The sequence below is a fragment of the Pseudomonas sp. GYB4201 genome (genome assembly GCF_056312595.1).
The window spans coordinates 41,059-56,906 of record NZ_JBWGIG010000040.1; the positions used below are offsets into that span (position 1 = coordinate 41,059).

13 protein-coding genes are annotated in these 15,848 nt (G+C 67.9%); 11 read left to right on the top strand and 2 right to left on the bottom strand.

Going from position 1 to position 15,848, the window contains the following annotated elements; translation table 11 throughout:
- Positions 1-5 precede the first annotated feature (5 nt).
- Positions 6-1,052: a class I SAM-dependent methyltransferase gene (locus tag AC0Z2B_RS27155; RefSeq protein WP_476300742.1), complete on the bottom strand. Its 1,047-nt coding sequence runs from the start codon at positions 1,050-1,052 to the stop codon at positions 6-8.
- Positions 1,053-1,244: 192 nt separating this feature from the next.
- Here AC0Z2B_RS27155 and AC0Z2B_RS27160 point away from each other — a divergent pair, with 192 nt between their 5' ends.
- From AC0Z2B_RS27160 to AC0Z2B_RS27200, 9 genes are all read left to right on the top strand, one after another.
- Positions 1,245-1,910, top strand: a complete 666-nt coding sequence (locus AC0Z2B_RS27160; RefSeq protein WP_476300744.1) for a class I SAM-dependent methyltransferase — start codon at positions 1,245-1,247, stop codon at positions 1,908-1,910.
- 170 nt (positions 1,911-2,080) lie between these two features.
- On the top strand, positions 2,081-2,590 hold the full coding sequence (locus tag AC0Z2B_RS27165; RefSeq protein WP_476300746.1) for a sigma-70 family RNA polymerase sigma factor: 510 nt from the start codon (positions 2,081-2,083) through the stop codon (positions 2,588-2,590).
- Positions 2,591-2,593: 3 nt separating this feature from the next.
- Positions 2,594-3,544, top strand: coding sequence for a FecR domain-containing protein (locus tag AC0Z2B_RS27170; RefSeq protein ID WP_476300748.1), 951 nt, complete (start codon positions 2,594-2,596; stop codon positions 3,542-3,544).
- A gap of 104 nt (positions 3,545-3,648) precedes the next feature.
- Complete coding sequence (locus AC0Z2B_RS27175) at positions 3,649-6,078, top strand: TonB-dependent siderophore receptor (protein WP_476300750.1); 2,430 nt, start codon at positions 3,649-3,651, stop codon at positions 6,076-6,078.
- Between the two features lie 137 nt (positions 6,079-6,215).
- Positions 6,216-6,731, top strand: coding sequence for a sigma-70 family RNA polymerase sigma factor (locus AC0Z2B_RS27180; RefSeq protein WP_476300752.1), 516 nt, complete (start codon positions 6,216-6,218; stop codon positions 6,729-6,731).
- Entirely contained in the window at positions 6,728-7,684 is a 957-nt protein-coding gene (locus AC0Z2B_RS27185) for a FecR domain-containing protein (protein ID WP_476300754.1), read from the top strand. Before AC0Z2B_RS27180 ends, AC0Z2B_RS27185 begins: the two co-directional genes overlap by 4 nt.
- 52 nt (positions 7,685-7,736) lie before the next feature.
- The gene (locus tag AC0Z2B_RS27190) at positions 7,737-10,193 is read left to right on the top strand and encodes a TonB-dependent siderophore receptor (RefSeq protein WP_476300756.1); all 2,457 of its coding nucleotides are present in this window, start codon (positions 7,737-7,739) and stop codon (positions 10,191-10,193) included.
- A 557-nt stretch (positions 10,194-10,750) separates the two neighbouring features.
- Entirely contained in the window at positions 10,751-11,587 is an 837-nt protein-coding gene (locus AC0Z2B_RS27195; RefSeq protein WP_476300758.1) for a helix-turn-helix domain-containing protein, read from the top strand.
- Positions 11,588-11,681: 94 nt separating this feature from the next.
- A complete protein-coding gene (locus AC0Z2B_RS27200; RefSeq protein WP_416423783.1) occupies positions 11,682-12,170 on the top strand; it encodes a winged helix-turn-helix domain-containing protein in 489 nt (162 codons plus the stop codon).
- 43 nt (positions 12,171-12,213) lie between these two features.
- Here the strand turns inward: AC0Z2B_RS27200 and AC0Z2B_RS27205 are convergent, their stop codons facing one another.
- On the bottom strand, positions 12,214-13,089 hold the full coding sequence (locus AC0Z2B_RS27205) for a LysR substrate-binding domain-containing protein (RefSeq protein WP_476300760.1): 876 nt from the start codon (positions 13,087-13,089) through the stop codon (positions 12,214-12,216).
- Positions 13,090-13,234: 145 nt separating this feature from the next.
- Between AC0Z2B_RS27205 and AC0Z2B_RS27210 the strand changes: the two genes are divergently transcribed.
- Both AC0Z2B_RS27210 and AC0Z2B_RS27215 read left to right on the top strand, forming a co-directional pair.
- Positions 13,235-14,527, top strand: a complete 1,293-nt coding sequence (locus AC0Z2B_RS27210) for an NAD(P)/FAD-dependent oxidoreductase (RefSeq protein ID WP_476300762.1) — start codon at positions 13,235-13,237, stop codon at positions 14,525-14,527.
- Positions 14,528-14,562: 35 nt separating this feature from the next.
- Complete coding sequence (locus AC0Z2B_RS27215; RefSeq protein ID WP_476300763.1) at positions 14,563-15,651, top strand: polyamine ABC transporter substrate-binding protein; 1,089 nt, start codon at positions 14,563-14,565, stop codon at positions 15,649-15,651.
- The last annotated feature ends 197 nt before the right edge of the window (positions 15,652-15,848 follow it).

Genomic DNA, 15,848 nt, shown 5'->3' on the forward strand with positions numbered 1-15,848 from the left:
GCCCCTTACTTGCGGGCCTCCAGAATCAGGTTGAAAGGCGTCTGGGTGGCGCGGTGGAAATGGGTGAACCCGGCCTGGTCGAACACCTCGCGCAAGCGCGCCTCGCCGGCCTGGGCACCCAGGCCCAGGCCCACTTCCTGGGACAGCGAGTTGGGCGTGCAGATGAAGGTGGATGCCGCGTAGAACAGCCGCCCCACCGGGTTGATGTTCTCGTCCAGGCTGTCCTTGGCGTACGGCTCCACCAACAGCACACTGCCATCGGCCTTCAGCGCCTGGTAAGCGTGCCGGGCGGCCCCTACCGGGTCGCCCATGTCATGCAGGCAATCGAAGTAGCAGATCAGGTCGTAGTCGTGGCCGGGAAAGTTCTTGGCGGTGCCTTGGGCAAACCGCACGCGGTCCTCTACCCCGCCTTCCTTGGCGCGCTGCCGCGCGGTGGTGATGGACGGTGCGTGGTAGTCGAAGCCGCTGAAGCGCGAGCCCGGGAAGGCTTGCGCCATGACCACGGTGGAGGCACCGTGGCCGCAGCCGATGTCGGCCACCCTGGCGCCAGCCTGGAGCTTGCCCACCACGCCGTCCAGGGCGGGTAGCCACTGGGACACCAGGTAGCTTTTGTAGCCGGGGCGGAAAAAGCGCTCGGTACCACTGAACATGCAGGGGTGGTGGTCGCCCCAGGGCAGCCCGCCACTGCCGCGCATGGCGGCCACCAGTTTGTCCTTGTCGTGGAACATCGAGGCCACCACCATCATGCCGCCGGCCGCGTACACCGGCGAGTCCTCGATGGCCAGGGCCATGGCCTGCTCTTCGGGCAGCACGAACTGGCCGTCGTGGTGCTCCATGTAGCCCGACGCCACGTGGGCGCTGAGCCACTCGCGCACCAGGCGCGGGTGGCAGCCGGTCTTGTCGGCCAGCGCCTGGGGGGTCACCGGCTGGCTGTCGGCCATGGCCTTGTACAGCCCCAGTTCGTCACCCAGGATGACATTGGCGAGCAATGCCGCGGCGCCCATGTCGGACACCAGCTTGCCCATGAAGTCGTTCAGCTTCGCCTCGTCCATGTCGCGTCCTCCTGCAAGAAGGCCACCGTCGGCACGGGGGAAAAACTGGCAATGGCTGGGCGGCGGTCGGGTGGATGGGCCCCCGACAGCAGTGTGCCGGGGCCATTAAGTCTAGCCCGGGTGCGGCCACTACGCGCGGTGCGCTCGTCGCTGGCCTATGCTTGCACCCAGTCACCACCACTGGACCTTGCCATGCCCACCCCCGAAGCCGCCCTGCTGCACAGCTGGCACCACAACGCTCAGGCCTGGACCCAGGCCGTGCGCGACGGCAGCATCGAAAGCCGCCGCCAGGTCACCGACCAGGCCATCCTGCTGGCGGTGCTGGGCCGCCAGCCGGCGCGGGTGCTGGACCTGGGCTGCGGCGAGGGCTGGCTGCTGCGCACCCTGGCGCAGCGCGGCATCGAGGCGGTGGGCGTGGACGGCGACGCCACCCTGGTGGCAGCGGCGCAGGCGGCAGGTTCGGCGCCTGTGCACCTGGCCAGCTATGCGCAGCTGGCCGAGGCGGCGGTGGACGTGGGCAGTGGCTACGACCTGGTGTGCGCCAACTTCGCCCTGCTGCACCAGGACATCATCCCGCTGCTGGCGGCCATGGGCGCCCTGCTCGTGCCTGGCGGCGCCCTGGTGATCCAGACCCTGCACCCCTGGGCCGCGGCGGCGGGTGACTACCAGGATGGCTGGCGCGAAGAAACCTTCGCCGGATTCCAGGGCCAGTGGCAGCCCATGCCCTGGTACTTCCGCACCCTGGCCAGCTGGGTGAACGCCCTGGACATGGCCGGTTTGCGCGTGGCCTCGATACAAGAGCCGCAGCACCCGCAAAGCCCGATGCCCCAGTCCCTGCTGCTGACCGCCACCCCGTAGCAGCGGCCCACGGCCGCGTCACAGACGCCGCGGCATGCCTGACATACCTTGGTTGCAGGACGCGGCCTGCGGCAGCTGCTACGGAGGGCGGCCCGATACATATTGCCAAATGCCCGCGCACTGAAGAAAATGAGATTCATTTTCATATGAACTCGTCTCAGGTATGAGCCATGTCCTCCCTCGACCGTACGCAGCATCCGGCCATTCACACCCTCTACAGCGAGCATCACGGCTGGCTCTGTGGCTGGCTGCGCAAGCGCCTGGGCTGTTTCGACCACGCGGCGGACCTCGCGCAGGACACCTTCATTCGCGTGCTGCTGCAACGCAAGGCGCCTGAGCTGCGCGAGCCGCGGGCGTACCTGAGCAGCATCGCCCGCAGCCTGATGATCGATATGTTCCGCCGCCGGGCGCTGGAGCAGGCCTACCTGGAAACCCTGGCCGCACGGCCGCAAGCCGATGACATCTCCCCGGAAACCCGGTTGCTGATCATCGAGACCCTGGTCGAAATCGACCGGTTGCTCGACGGCCTGGGCCCGCGCACCCGCGAGATTTTCCTCATGGCCCAGCTCGACGGCCTGAGCTACGTGCAGATCGGTCGCGAGCTGAAGGTCTCGGTGAACACCGTCAAGAAGCATGCGGCGCGGGCCCTGACCCACTGCCTGCTGGCGGCCGAGGACTGAGCCGTGGCTTTGGATCATGCGGTGCTTGAAGCGGCGGCACGCTGGTACGTGGAGCTGCGCTGCGACGACGCCAACGACGCCACCCGCGAGGCGCACCACCGCTGGCTTGCGGCCCACCCCGGCCACCGCCAGGCGTGGGAACGGCTGGCGCGCCTGCAGGAACGGCTTGAACGCGTAGGCCCGGGGGTGGCGCGCCCTACCCTGGCCAGCGCGCGGCTCAAGCGCCGCGAAACCCTCAAGGTGCTGGCACTGCTGCTGGCGGGCAGCGGCAGCGCCGCGCTGTCCTGGCGCCTGACGCCGCTGCCGACGCTGATGGCCGACCAGCGCACCGCCACTGGCGAGCAGCGTACCCTGCAGCTGGACGACGGCAGCCAGGTACAACTCGACACCGCCACCGCGGTGAATATCCGCTACAGCCCCCAGCTGCGCGAGGTGCAGCTGCTGCGCGGGGCAATCCTGGTGCAGACCGCCCGCGACGCCCAGGCCCGGCCGTTCGTGGTGCACACGCCGCAAGGCAGCGTCCGCGCCCTGGGCACGCGCTTCGTGGTACGCAGCGAAGGCGCGCGCACCCGCGTCTGCGTGCTGGAGCACGCCGTGCAGGTGCGCACCGCGACGCTGCTGCCGGCGGTGCGCGTGGAGGCCGGCCAGCAACTGCAGTTCGGCGCCGACCAGCTGGGCCCGGTGCAGCCGGGCGACCGCCAGGCCGACGCCTGGACCCGCGGCATGCTGGTGGCCAACGACTGGCGCCTGCAGGACCTTATCAGCGAACTGCAGCGCTACCGCAGCGGCTACCTGGGGTGCGCGCAGCAGGTCGCCCAGCTGCGTATTTCCGGGGCCTTCCACCTGGCCGACATCAACGCCGTGCTGGACAACCTCGCTGCTACCCTGCCCGTACGCATCCGCCATTTCACCCCGTACTGGGCCCGCGTGGAGCCGGCCGTCGACGCCGGATGAAAAAAAATTCGCCGGGGGTGTTGTCGATTTCAATTCTCGTTCGACTTGGTAGCAGAGACGCAATAAGCGCCATCACCACTGCCACAGGGGCGAAGGGAACACACATGTCTGCACGCAAGCCAACTTTCAATCGACCGCACCTGCTCAAGCGCGCGGTGCGCCAGGGCCTCATGAGCATCACCCTGGCCACGCCGATGACGGCGCTGCTGGTGGCACCCAGCGCCTGGGCCCAGGCCACCGCGCAGCTGCGCTTCGATATTCCCGCCGGGGCGGTGAGCGCCGCCCTGGAGCAGTTCTCCAGCGCCACCGGCGTCAACATTTCCTACGACCCGCGCACCGCCCAGGGGCAACGCTCGCCCGGCCTGCACGGCACCTACGCGGTGGACGCCGGCCTGCGCCAGCTGCTGGCGGGCAGCACGCTGCAGCCAGTACTGCTGGCCAACGGCAGCTACTCGCTGATCCCGGCGGTGGACGCCACCGTGCAACTGACGCCCACCAGCATCTCCGGCAAGGCCATGGACGGCAGCGCCGACCCGGGCCAGGGCTACGTGGCCACGCGCAGCAGCGCCGGCACCAAGACCGACTCGCCGATCATCGAGATTCCCCAGTCGATCTCGGTCATCACCCGCCAGCAGATGCAAGCCCAGGGCGCGCAGACCGTCACCGATGCCCTGCGCTACGTGCCGGGGGTGAAGGTGGAAGCCTACGGCCTGGACCCCAAGGGCTTCGACTGGCTGTACATCCGTGGCTTCAACGGCCAGGCCACCAGTGACTACCTCAACGGCCTGCGCCAGCAGAACAACAGCTATGCGTTCTTCCGCAGCGAGCCCTACGCCTACGACCGTGTGGAAGTGGCGCGCGGCCCGGCGTCCAGCCTGTTCGGCCAGGGTGACGCCGGGGGCATCGTCAACCGCGTCAGCAAGCTGCCCGAAGCCGACCACGTCAACGAGGTGCAGTTGACCGGCGGCAACAACAACCGCCTGCAAGGCCAGTTCGACGTCGGCGGCGCCTTGAACGCCGACCAGAGCCTGCTGTACCGCGTGGTGGGCCTGGCCCGTGACGCCGACACCCAGGTGAAATACGCCGACGGCCACCAGGTGGAAGACGACCGCCTGTACATCGCGCCCTCCTTCACCTGGGCGCCGGACGCCGACACCAGCCTGACCGTGCTCACCGACTTCCTACGCGACCACAACGGCGGCTCGCTGTTCGCCTACAGCACCCCCAGCGGCCACACCACCAGCACGCTGATGGGCGACCACAGCTTCAACCACCTGGACCAGGACCAGTACACCCTGGGCTACGCGTTCCGCCACCGCTTCAACGACACCTGGGAGTTCCGCCAGAACGCCCGCTACGGCCAGGTGGACCTGATTTTCCAGAACCTGCTGCCCACCGCCGTCGACCTGGCCAGCGGCACCACCTCGCGCATCGCCGACCGCTTCGACCAGCACATGGACACCTTCAACCTCGACAACCAGCTGCAGGCCGACTTCGACACCGGCCCCCTGGTGCACAAGCTGCTGATGGGCGTCGACTACGCCTGGCAGGACGCCGACATCAGCCGCTGGCGCACCCTGGCGCCGACGCTGAACATCTACAACCCGCAATACGGCCAGAGCATCGCCCGCCCCAGCGCCGCCAACAGCATCAGCTCCATCGACTACGACCAGACCATCCAACAGGTGGGCGGCTACCTGCAGGACCAGATCAGGTTCGACGACCACTGGATACTCACCGCCGGCGGCCGTTACGACTACGTGCGCAACGACCTCGACAACCATGTCGGCGCCTCCACCAACCAGAAGGACAACGCCTTCACCGGCCGCGTGGGCCTGACCTACCTCACCGACTTCGGCCTGGCGCCATACGTCAGCTACGCCGAGTCGTTCAACCCCAACACCGGCACCAGCAGCACCGGCAGCGCCTTCGACCCGAGCATGGCGCACCAGTGGGAAGTGGGCGTGAAATACCAGCCCAGCGACGCCCTGCTGATGACCGTGGCCGCCTACGACCTGACCAAGACCAACGTGCTGACCAACCAGCTGGTGGGCGGCGTGACCACCGGCTACTCGGTGGCTTCAGGCGAACAGCAGTCGCGCGGCATCGAGGCCGAGGTCAAGGCACGCCTGGACCGCAACTGGGACCTGCTGGCGTCCTACACCTACACCCACGCCGAAATCACCAAAAGCAACAACGGCGACCAGGGCAACCGCCCGGCCAACGTCCCCAGGCACATGGCCTCGGCGTGGCTGAACTACAGCTTCCACGACACCCTGCTGGACGGCCTCAGCCTGGGCGGCGGCGTGCGTTACACCGGGGCGCTGTACGGTGACAACGCCAACACCTTCCACGTCGATAACTACACCCTGTTCGACGCCGGCGCCAGCTACCCGATCAACCCGCACCTGACCCTGTCGGTGAACGCGCAGAACCTGCTGAACACCGAGTACGTGGCCACCTGCGACGACACCTACGAGTGCTACCCGGGGCTGCGCCGCACCTTGCTGACCAGCGTCAAGTACAGCTGGTAGACCGTTGCGCCGCCGGACGCACGCCCCGCGTAGCAGCGGCCACAGGCCGCGTCCGGCAACACCGCGCTACTTCCCAATCGCCACATGACAGATGATAATGCGACTATTTATCAAATAGACCCCTCGCAGGATCCGCCATGCAGCGCTCCGACCACCCAGCCCTCGTCGAACAACTCTACCGCGACCACAGTGCCTGGCTGCGCGGCTGGCTGTACCAGCGCCTGAGCAACACCGCCGATGCCGCGGACCTGGCGCAGGACACCTTTGTGCGCGTGCTGCAACGGCGCCAGCTGCAACCGCTGGCGCAGCCCCGCGCCTACCTGCACACGGTGGCGCGGGGGCTGGTGATCGACCTGTGGCGGCGCCGGGACATCGAACGGGCGTGGCTGGAAACCCTGGCCGAGTTGCCGCCCCAGGAGGCGCCGTCGCCGCAGACCGGCCTGCTGGTGATCGAGGCGCTGATGGCCATCGACCGCCTGCTCGACAGCCTGCGCCCCATCGTCCGCCAGGCGTTCCTGCTGGCCCAGCTGGACGGCTTGAAATGCCCTGCCATCGCCCGCGAGCTGGGCATCTCGGTGCCCAGCGTGGAGCGCTACATCGCGCAGGCGCTGCGCCAGTGCTACGCCGCCACCTTCGGCGATGACCTGCCATGAACCGCACGCCCGGGCACATTCCGCCGGCAGTGCTCGACGCCGCCATCGACTGGTCGTTGAAGGTCACCTTCAACACCCCGGACGCCGCGGCGCGCCAGGCGTTCGAGCACTGGCTGGCGGCGGATGAATTGCACCGCAGCGCCTGGCAGCGCATTCAAGGCCTGCATGGCCAATTCGCCGCGCTGCCGGCGCAGGCCGCGCGCGCCACCCTGAACAAACTGCCCGACACCCGCCTGCAGCGGCGCCAGCTGCTCAAGTTCGTGGTGCTGGCCGCAGGCGTGGGCGCCACGGGCTGGACCGCCGAGCGCCAGGCGCCCTGGCAGCGGCTGGTCGCCGACTACAGCACGCGCACCGGCGAGCACCGGCGCTGGACCCTGCCCGACGGCAGCGTGCTGGACCTGAACACCGACAGCGCCGCCAGCCTGGCCATGGACGACCCGCACCGGCTGACCCTGCTGCGCGGCGAACTGGCCCTGGCCACCGCCCGTGGCAGCTTGCAGCCGTGGCGCCTGGGCACCCCGGATTGCGAGGTGGCAGCCACCGACGCCCGCTTCGAAGCGCGGCTGATGGCCGACGGCACCTGCGTCACGGTCACCCAGGGCCAGGTCAGGGTGACGGCCAGGGCCACCGGGACGCCCTTCACCCTGGCCGCCGGCGAACAATGGCTGGTGAGCAAGGCCGGCGCCCGGCCGTTGCCTGCCCCTGGCGCGGAACACGGCGCCTGGCGCGACGGCATGCTGATCGCCCGCAGCCTGCCGCTGTCCCAGGTGCTGGCCGAGCTGGGCCGCTATCGCGTCGGCTACCTGGGCTGGGACGCCACGCTTGCCAGCGCGCCGGTGAGCGGCAACTTCAGCACCGTGAACCCGGAGCAGTCGGTGGCGCTGATCGCCCGCGCGTATGGCTGGCGGGTGCGCCAGGTCACCCGGTACTGGCTGCGGGTGAGCGCCGCTTGAAAAAAACCTGGCGCAGGTTGATGGGGTTTGGTGACTGGGACGGCATAGCTACATGAACGCCCCATTCCTTCCCTTCGAGATTCCCGACGTGACCCAGCGCGCCACCCTTTCGCTTCGCCCCCGCCTGCTCAACCAGGCGCTGCGCCGCGCCCTACTGTGCGGCAGCCTCTGCGCGCCCCTGGCCCAGGCCGCCGACCCGCTGCAGATCGACATACAGGCCGGCAGCCTGGACAGTGCCCTGACCCAGCTGAGCCGCAGCCTCGGCGTCAACATCGTCGTTGACCCACAGCTGCTGGCCGGCAAGCGCAGCGCCGGCCTGCACGGGCGTTTCACCGCCGACCAGGCGTTGCAGCAGTTGCTGGCCGCCAGCAGCCTGGACGTGGTGAAGCAGCCCGACGGCTTCGTGCTGGTGCCGGCGGCACCGGCCAGCACCGCGCTGGACCTGACGCCCACCGAAATCTCCAGCAACCAGCTGGGCAACATCACCGAAGGCACCGGCTCCTACACCCCGGGCCTGCTCGGCACTGCCACCCGCCTGGTGCTCAGCCCCCGGCAGACCCCGCAGTCGGTGACGGTGGTGACGCGCCAGCACATGGACGACTTCGCCCTGGACAACGTCGACGACGTGATGCGCCACACGCCCGGCATCACCGTGTCGGCGTACGACAGCGACCGCTCGAACTACTACGTCCGCGGTTTCTCCATCAACAATTTCCAGTACGACGGCATTCCCTCGGCAGTGCGCAACGTCGGCTATTCGGCAGGCAACACCCTCAGCGACATGGCCATCTACGACCGCATCGAAGTGCTCAAGGGCTCGCCCGGCCTGCTGGTGGGCGCCGGCTCGCTGGGCGGGACCATCAACCTGATCCGCAAGAAACCCACCGCCGACTTCCAGGGCCACGTGAGCCTGGGCGCCGGCTCGTGGGACAATTACCGCAGCGAGGTCGACGTCAGCGGCCCGCTCACCCCCACCGGCAACGTCCGTGGCCGGGCGGTCGCCGCCTTCCAGGACAAGCAGTCGTTCATGGACCGCTACAGCAGCAAGGCCGAGGTGTACTACGGCATCCTCGAATTCGACCTGTCGCCCGACACCCTGCTGACCGTGGGCGGCGACTACCAGGACAACACCCCGCGCGGTTCCACCTGGTCGGGCAGCTTCCCGCTGATCAACGCCCAGGGCGAGCGCAACAGCGTCAAGCGCTCGTTCAGCAACGCCGCCGACTGGAGCAGCTGGCGCCAGTACACGCGCACGCTGTTCGCCACCGTCGAGCATCAGCTGGGCGATGGCTGGGTGAGCAAGCTGCAGCTGGACCACAAGCTCAACGGCTACGACGCGCAGATGGGCACTATCCAGGGCGACACCCCGGCCGCTGACGGTACCGCCCGCATCACCGCCCAACGCTACCGCGGCGACACCACCAGCGACGCCGCCGATGCCTATGTCAGCGGCCCGTTCAACCTGTTCGGCCGCGAGCACGAGGTGGTGCTGGGCGGCTCCATCAGCAAGGCCGACTGGGATGGCAAAGGCTACTGGGAAGTGACCTTCCCCAGCGGCAACCAGCTGGACTTCTACCATTGGCACGGCAACGTCGACAAACCCTACTGGGGCACCGCGCAGCAGGTGAATGACGACGTGATTCGCCAGACCGGGGTGTACCTGGCCACGCGCCTGGCGGTCACCGACGACCTGCATTTCATCCTCGGCGGGCGGCTGGTGAACTACACCCTCACCGGCACCACCGACACCTACCGCGAGAGTGGCCGGATCATCCCGTATGCGGGCGCCGTCTACGACCTGACGAAACAGTTCTCGGTGTACGCCAGCTACACCGACATCTTCATCCCGCAGGACTATTACAACCTCGACCGCAACGGCAAGCTGCTCGCCCCCGACGAAGGCGAGAACTACGAGACCGGCATCAAGGGCGAATTCTTCGACGGCCGCCTGAACGCCAGCCTGGCGTATTTCCAGGTGCAGGAAAGCAACCGCCCGGTCTCCGACGACGCCTACAACAACCAGTCCCCCACGCCGCCCAACTACGCCTTCAAGGGCACCGACGCGCAGACCAAGGGCTTCGAGGCGGAGGTGTCCGGGCAACTGGCCAAGGGTTGGCAGCTGCAGGCCGGGTTCACCCACAAGGTGGTGCGCGACGACGGCAACGAGAAAATCTCCACCTTCGAGCCCGAGAACCAGCTCACCCTGTACACCACCTACAACCTGCCAGGGGCGCTCAGCCAATGGACCGTGGGCGGTGGCGGCCGCTGGCAGAGCCGGGCCTGGCAGGCAATCTGGAACTCGCCCCATGACGAGTATGAAACCTTCGAACAGAAGGCCTATTGGGTGGCGGACCTGATGACCAAATACCAGATCACCCCGCAGCTGTCGGCCACGGTGAACCTCAACAATCTGTTCGACAAGTACTACTACACCAACATCGGCTTCTATAACTCGGCGGTGTACGGTGAACCGCGCAACGTGATGGTGACCACCCGCTGGGACTTTTGACCGCCGTGCCCTCGGACGCAGCCTGCGGCAGCTGCTACGCGGGTGGGGTTTTGCGTCACGGACGCCGGGCTTTGCGTAGCAGCGGCCACAGGCCGCGTCACGGACGCCAAATTTTGCGTAGCAGCGGCCGCAGGCCGCGTCACGGACGCCGGATTTTGCGTAGCAGCGGCCACAGGCCGCGTCATGAACGCCAAATTTTGCGTAGCAGCGGCCACAGGCCGCGTCACGGACGCCAAATTTTGCGTAGCAGCGGCCACAGGCCGCGTCACGGACGCCAAATTTTGCGTAACAGCGGCCACAGGCCGCGTCATGAACACCGGGTTTTGCGTAGCAGCGGCCACAGGCCGCGTCACGGACGCCGGGTTTTGCGTAGCAGCGGCCACAGGCCGCGTCACGGACGCCGGATTTTGCGTAGCAGCGGCCGCAGGCCGCGTCATGGACGCCGGGTTTTGTCAGGTACAGCGCGGCGGCCTCGGACGCCGCCTGCGGCAGCTGCTACGCGGGTGGGGTGTTGTGGTTTACACTGCGGCGGCCTGCGCATACAAGGAGTCAGCTTCATGGCCTACCTGTCACCCAAGCTTGGCGGCGCGTCCACCGGGGTGTTCTGCCTGGAGACCAGCGACACCAGCGGCTACACCGTCGACTGGCACGCCCACGACGGTGACATGCTGCTGTTGCCGCGCCTGGGCGGCCTGCTGCTGGCCACCGAAAGCAACCCGCAGGCCTACCTGTCGAGCCAGTCGTTCTCCTTCGTGCCCGCCGGCTTCGCCCACGCCACCCAGGCGGCGCCGGGCCGGGAGAAACACATGACGCTGTACGTTGACCCCGGCTACGTGCGGCACCAGGGCCAGGCCTGCGGCTACCGCGGCTTCACCCGGCAGCTTGACCGTTCCGGGGTGTGGCCGGCCAGCCCGGCGCTGGAAAGCATCCTGCGCCTGCACGACCAGCTGCAGCACGGCACGTCGCCCCAGGCGTTCGGGCAGCAGTTGCCGCACCTCAACCAGCTGCTGTTCACCGAGTGCGCCCGGCTCATCGCCAGCCAGCCGGCGCACCCCCGGCCCCGCGACCACCAGCAACAGGCCCTGCTGGTGCAGGACATCCAGCGCTACGTGCGGGAAAACCTCGACCGGGATCTGTCGGTGGACGCCATCGGCCATGAGTTCCACCTGTCCCGGCGCCAGCTGACGCGCGTCTTCAAGGCCGTCAGCGAGCAGACCCTGGTGGAGTTCATCAATCGTGCGCGGGTGGAAAGCGCCGCCCGGCTGCTATCGGGCACCTCGCTGTCGATCCTCGACGTCAGCCTAGCGGTGGGGCTGCAGTCGCCCTCCTACCTGGCCCGGCTGTTCCAGCGTTTCCTGGGCATGGCACCCAGCGAGCTGCGCCGCCCCGCCTGAGGCCCAAACGGGCGCGCCCATGGCCCGATCGGGCGCATGCCGGCGCCCGCCCTTGGGCACACTGGCGGCGGGCAACGAATTCCGGGGAACGACCATGATTCGCGTAGGTGAAGCAACTGTCTGCATCGAGCGGCGTGAGGCCTTTGTGGCGGGCATGCCGGTGGCCCTGGGCAGCCGCGCCTTCGATGTGCTGGAAACGCTGATCGCCAGCCCCAACCAGCTGGTCAGCAAACAGGCGCTGCTGGACGCCGCCTGGCCCGACCTGTGTGTCGAGGAAAACAACCTCGCCGTGCAGGTCAATGCCCTGCGCCGCCACCTGAAGCTTGACCGCACCACCCTGCAGACCCTGCCCGGCAAGGGCTACCGCCTGCACATCAGGCCGGTGCCGGGCTGCGCAGCGCTCACCACTGACCGCGGCGTGCTGGAAATCGAGTATGTGGAGTCGGTGGGCCTGGTCAGCCGCGTGCGCGGCAAGGAGGCGATCCGCGCCTTCCTGGGGGCGTTGTTGAGCAAGGTGCCGGAGTTCGAGGCGCACAACGTGCGCTTCCAGATCGACCTGCCAGAGCACCTGCACCCTGAATAACCACACCGGCCGCGTCGGGGCCGGACGCCGCCTGCGGCAGCTGCTACTGGCTGGCCTGGGCCTGGAACCACTGCATCACCTGCGCGCAGGCCGGGTGGCTGGCGGCCGCGGGCTGCGGGCACAGGGCGTAGACGCCACCGGTGCGCAGCGCCGGGCCGAACGGCACCACCAACACCCCGCGGTCCAGGGATTCCTGGGCCAGGGTCTGGTCGGTGACGGCCACGCCCAGACCGCGGGCGGCGGCGTCCAGCGCCAGTTCATCGAGGTTGAAAGGAATGTGCCGGTAGTCGGCCAGCGGCCGCTTGCCGTGGGCGGCCAACCATTCGCGCCAGGCCTGGCGGTCGGCCGAGCGGTGCAGCAGGGGGAAGCGCAGCAGGTCGTCCAGCCCTGACAGCGGCCCCAGCCCCGGCGCGCACACCGGTATCAGCGCTTCCTCGAACAGGATCAGGCAGGCCGGGTCGGCGGGCGCCTGTGGCAGGTACAGAATGAACGCATCGCTGTCGCTGGACGGCTCCACCACCTCGGTGGCCACGGTTTCGATGGCCAGCGCCACCTCGGGGTGGCGCAGGTAGAAATCGCTGAGCTTGGGCAGCAGCCAGCGCACCGCCAGCGACACGTGCATGCGAATCCGAAACGGCCGCTTCTGCGGCGCCAGGCGTTCATGCAGCGCCTTCAACTGCGCCAGGATCTGCCGCGCGCTGGCCAGCACCTGCTCGCCCTCTGGCGTCACCTGCAGGCCACGGCTGTTGCGCAGCAGCAGCGGCACGCCGAAATGGCTTTCCAGCTGCTGCACCTTGCGGCTCACCGCGCTCTGGGTCAGGCACAGGGTGTTGGCCGCCAGGGTGAAGCTGCCGCTGTCCGCCACCTCCACCAGCGCTTGCAGGCCTTGCAGCGACGGCACATGCCGATTGTTATCCATGCGTTTTCCGAATAGACGAATGCGAATTTAACGTTGGCCGCAGCCCGCGCCACCTCATAAATTGTAGCCACGACGGCCCACCACCGATAGCCATCATGCCTATTTCGCATGCGTGGCCGGCGCCCGCACCTTATCGAGGCAAACCATGAACAATCACTGTGGCTGGATAGCGCTGGCAGGCACTGCCGCCCCGCGGGCCCGCCTGCACGGCAACCAGCAGGCCGACTTCCTGATCATCGGCGCCGGCATCACCGGCCTCAGCGCCGCCCATGCGCTGGCCGAAGCGCACCCCCAGGCGCGCATCGTCGTGCTCGACCGGCAACGCGCCGCCCAAGGCGCCTCGGCGCGCAATTCCGGGTTTGCCGTGGCCCACGAACACCCTGGGGCCCTTGAGCTGATCGGCCAGCCGGGGTTCGCCGGCTACCAGGCCGACACCGCCATTTCCCGCGCGGCCAACGATGCATTGCGCCAGCGCCTGGCGCGGCTGGCGATCGACTGCGAGTTCCGCGACGACGGCTACCTGTTCGCGGTCAACGACCCGGCCAAGCTCACCGACATCGACGCCACCCTGGCCACCCTGCGCGCCGTGGGTGCCCAGGCCCGCTTCCTGCAAGGCGCGGCGTTGCAGCAGCGCCTGGGCACCAGCCATTACCAGGCGGCCATCGAGTGCGCGGGCGGCAATGCCCTGCTGCAGCCGGCGAAATACGTACGCGGCCTGCTCGACACCCTGCCCGCCTCGGTCACGGTGCACGAACACACGGCGGTCACCGCCCTCGAGCGCCTGGCCAAGGGTGGGTTACGTGCGGTTGCCGCACACGGCAGCGTCACGGCGCCACGGGTGCTGGTGTGCCTGAACGCCTTCATCGCCCGCAGCGGCCTGGACGCCAGCGCCACCTTCCCCATGGAGCTCAGCGCCAGCCTCACCCGCCCCTTGAGCGAGCAGGAACTGGGCGACACCCAACCCTGGGGCGTGCTGTCCACCCGCCCGCTGGGCGCCACCGTGCGGCTGACCCCGGACCGCCGGGTAATGATCCGCAACACCGCCGAATACCGCGGCACCGACCTCACCGACGCGCAGCTGCTGCAGCGCCGCCAGCACCACTTGCAAGGCCTGCAACGGCGCTTCCCGTGGCTGACGGCCGAGGACATTCGCTACACCTGGACCGGCCACCTCAGCGCCTCGCGCTCGGGCCAGCCGTACTTCGCCGAGGTGGAACGCGGCCTGTACGCGGTGGCCGGCTGCAACGGCTCGGGCGTGGCCCGCGGCACCCTCTGGGGCCAGCTGCTAGCGGAACTGGCCTGCGACCAACGCTCGCCGCTGCTGGACGCCGTGCTCGAGCGCGCCTGCCCGGGCTGGCTGCCGCCCAAGCCGCTGCTGGACATCGGCGCCTGGCTGCGCATGCGCGTGGAAACAGTCCGCGCCCGCAGCGAAATCTGAACAACAATAACCTCAACCCCGACAGGTCCTGGAACATGCGCGCACTCACGCTTTGCACCGCCACCCTGCTGTCCACCTTCGCCTTGGCCGCCCACGCCGACGAGCAGGTGAGCATCTCCAACTGGAACGGCTACATCGCCGACGACACCCTGGCGAACTTCACCCAGGCCACCGGCATCAAGGCCACCTACGACCTGCACGACAGCAACGAAGTGCTGGAGTCGAAACTGATGACCGGCAACTCCGGCTACGACGTGGTCAGCCCGTCCAACCACTTCCTCTCGCGGCTGATCAAGGCCGGCGCCATCCAGAAGCTGGACAGGAGCCAACTGCCCAACTGGCAGCACCTGGACCCGGTGCTGATGAAGAAACTGGAGACCAACGACCCCGGCAACCAGTACGGCTTCCCCTACATGTGGGGCACCGCCGGCATCGGCTACAACGTCGAGAAGATCAAGGCCATCTTCGGCAGCACCGACGTCACCCAGTCGTGGAGCCTGTTCTTCGACGAAGCCAACATCAAGAAGCTCAGCCAGTGCGGCGTGGCGATCATCGACAACCCCACCCAGGTGCTGCCCATCACCCTCAACTACCTGGGCCTGCCGCACCACAGCCACCAGCCTGCCGACTACCAGCAGGCCGAGGCGGCGCTGTTGAAGATCCGCCCGTACATCCAGTACTTCCACGCCTCCAAGTACGTCAGCGACCTGGCCAACGGCAACATCTGCGCGGTGATCGGCTTCAACGGCGACATCGTCCAGGCCGCCGCCAGCGCCAAGGAAGCCCACAACGGCATCAACATCGCCTATTCGATTCCGAAAGAGGGCTCGACCCTGTGGATGGACATGGTGGTGATGCCCAAGGCCGCGCCCCACGAAAAGAACGCCTACGCCTACATGAACTACCTGCTCACACCCCAGGTAATTGCCAACATCAGCAACAGCATCCACTACGCCAACCCCAACAGCGGCGCCGAGGCCTACCTGACGCCTGCGGTGAAAAACGACCCGGCCATCTACCCGCCCAAGGACGTGCTGGACCGGGTGTTCATCGTCGAGGACCTGCCCCCGGCCATCGCCCGCCTGACCACCCGGCTGTGGACCAAGCTCAAGACCAACACCTGACCCCATCGTCCGCGTAACGCCCGGACGCAGCCTGCGGCAGCTTGTGTCTAGAAGAAGGAATAGAATCCGGGGTGAGAGCGGTGAATGGCAGGTTGTTCAGCAGCAGTGTTGATAAGCACGTGTAGCAGCAGAACCGCCATTCACCTCTCCGCTCTGGCTATAAGCCCGAACAGTTGAACGAGCCTACCTCGAACATC

Excerpts from the sequence above, each read along its gene's own strand:
- AC0Z2B_RS27155 (WP_476300742.1), bottom strand. The coding sequence starts at position 1,052 with ATGGACGAGGCGAAGCTGAACGACTTCATGGGCAAGCTGGTGTCCGAC.
- AC0Z2B_RS27160 (WP_476300744.1), top strand. The coding sequence starts at position 1,245 with ATGCCCACCCCCGAAGCCGCCCTGCTGCACAGCTGGCACCACAACGCT.
- AC0Z2B_RS27165 (WP_476300746.1), top strand. The coding sequence starts at position 2,081 with ATGTCCTCCCTCGACCGTACGCAGCATCCGGCCATTCACACCCTCTAC.
- AC0Z2B_RS27175 (WP_476300750.1), top strand. The coding sequence starts at position 3,649 with ATGTCTGCACGCAAGCCAACTTTCAATCGACCGCACCTGCTCAAGCGC.
- AC0Z2B_RS27180 (WP_476300752.1), top strand. The coding sequence starts at position 6,216 with ATGCAGCGCTCCGACCACCCAGCCCTCGTCGAACAACTCTACCGCGAC.
- AC0Z2B_RS27185 (WP_476300754.1), top strand. The coding sequence starts at position 6,728 with ATGAACCGCACGCCCGGGCACATTCCGCCGGCAGTGCTCGACGCCGCC.
- AC0Z2B_RS27190 (WP_476300756.1), top strand. The coding sequence starts at position 7,737 with ATGAACGCCCCATTCCTTCCCTTCGAGATTCCCGACGTGACCCAGCGC.
- AC0Z2B_RS27195 (WP_476300758.1), top strand. The coding sequence starts at position 10,751 with ATGGCCTACCTGTCACCCAAGCTTGGCGGCGCGTCCACCGGGGTGTTC.
- AC0Z2B_RS27200 (WP_416423783.1), top strand. The coding sequence starts at position 11,682 with ATGATTCGCGTAGGTGAAGCAACTGTCTGCATCGAGCGGCGTGAGGCC.
- AC0Z2B_RS27205 (WP_476300760.1), bottom strand. The coding sequence starts at position 13,089 with ATGGATAACAATCGGCATGTGCCGTCGCTGCAAGGCCTGCAAGCGCTG.
- AC0Z2B_RS27210 (WP_476300762.1), top strand. The coding sequence starts at position 13,235 with ATGAACAATCACTGTGGCTGGATAGCGCTGGCAGGCACTGCCGCCCCG.
- AC0Z2B_RS27215 (WP_476300763.1), top strand. The coding sequence starts at position 14,563 with ATGCGCGCACTCACGCTTTGCACCGCCACCCTGCTGTCCACCTTCGCC.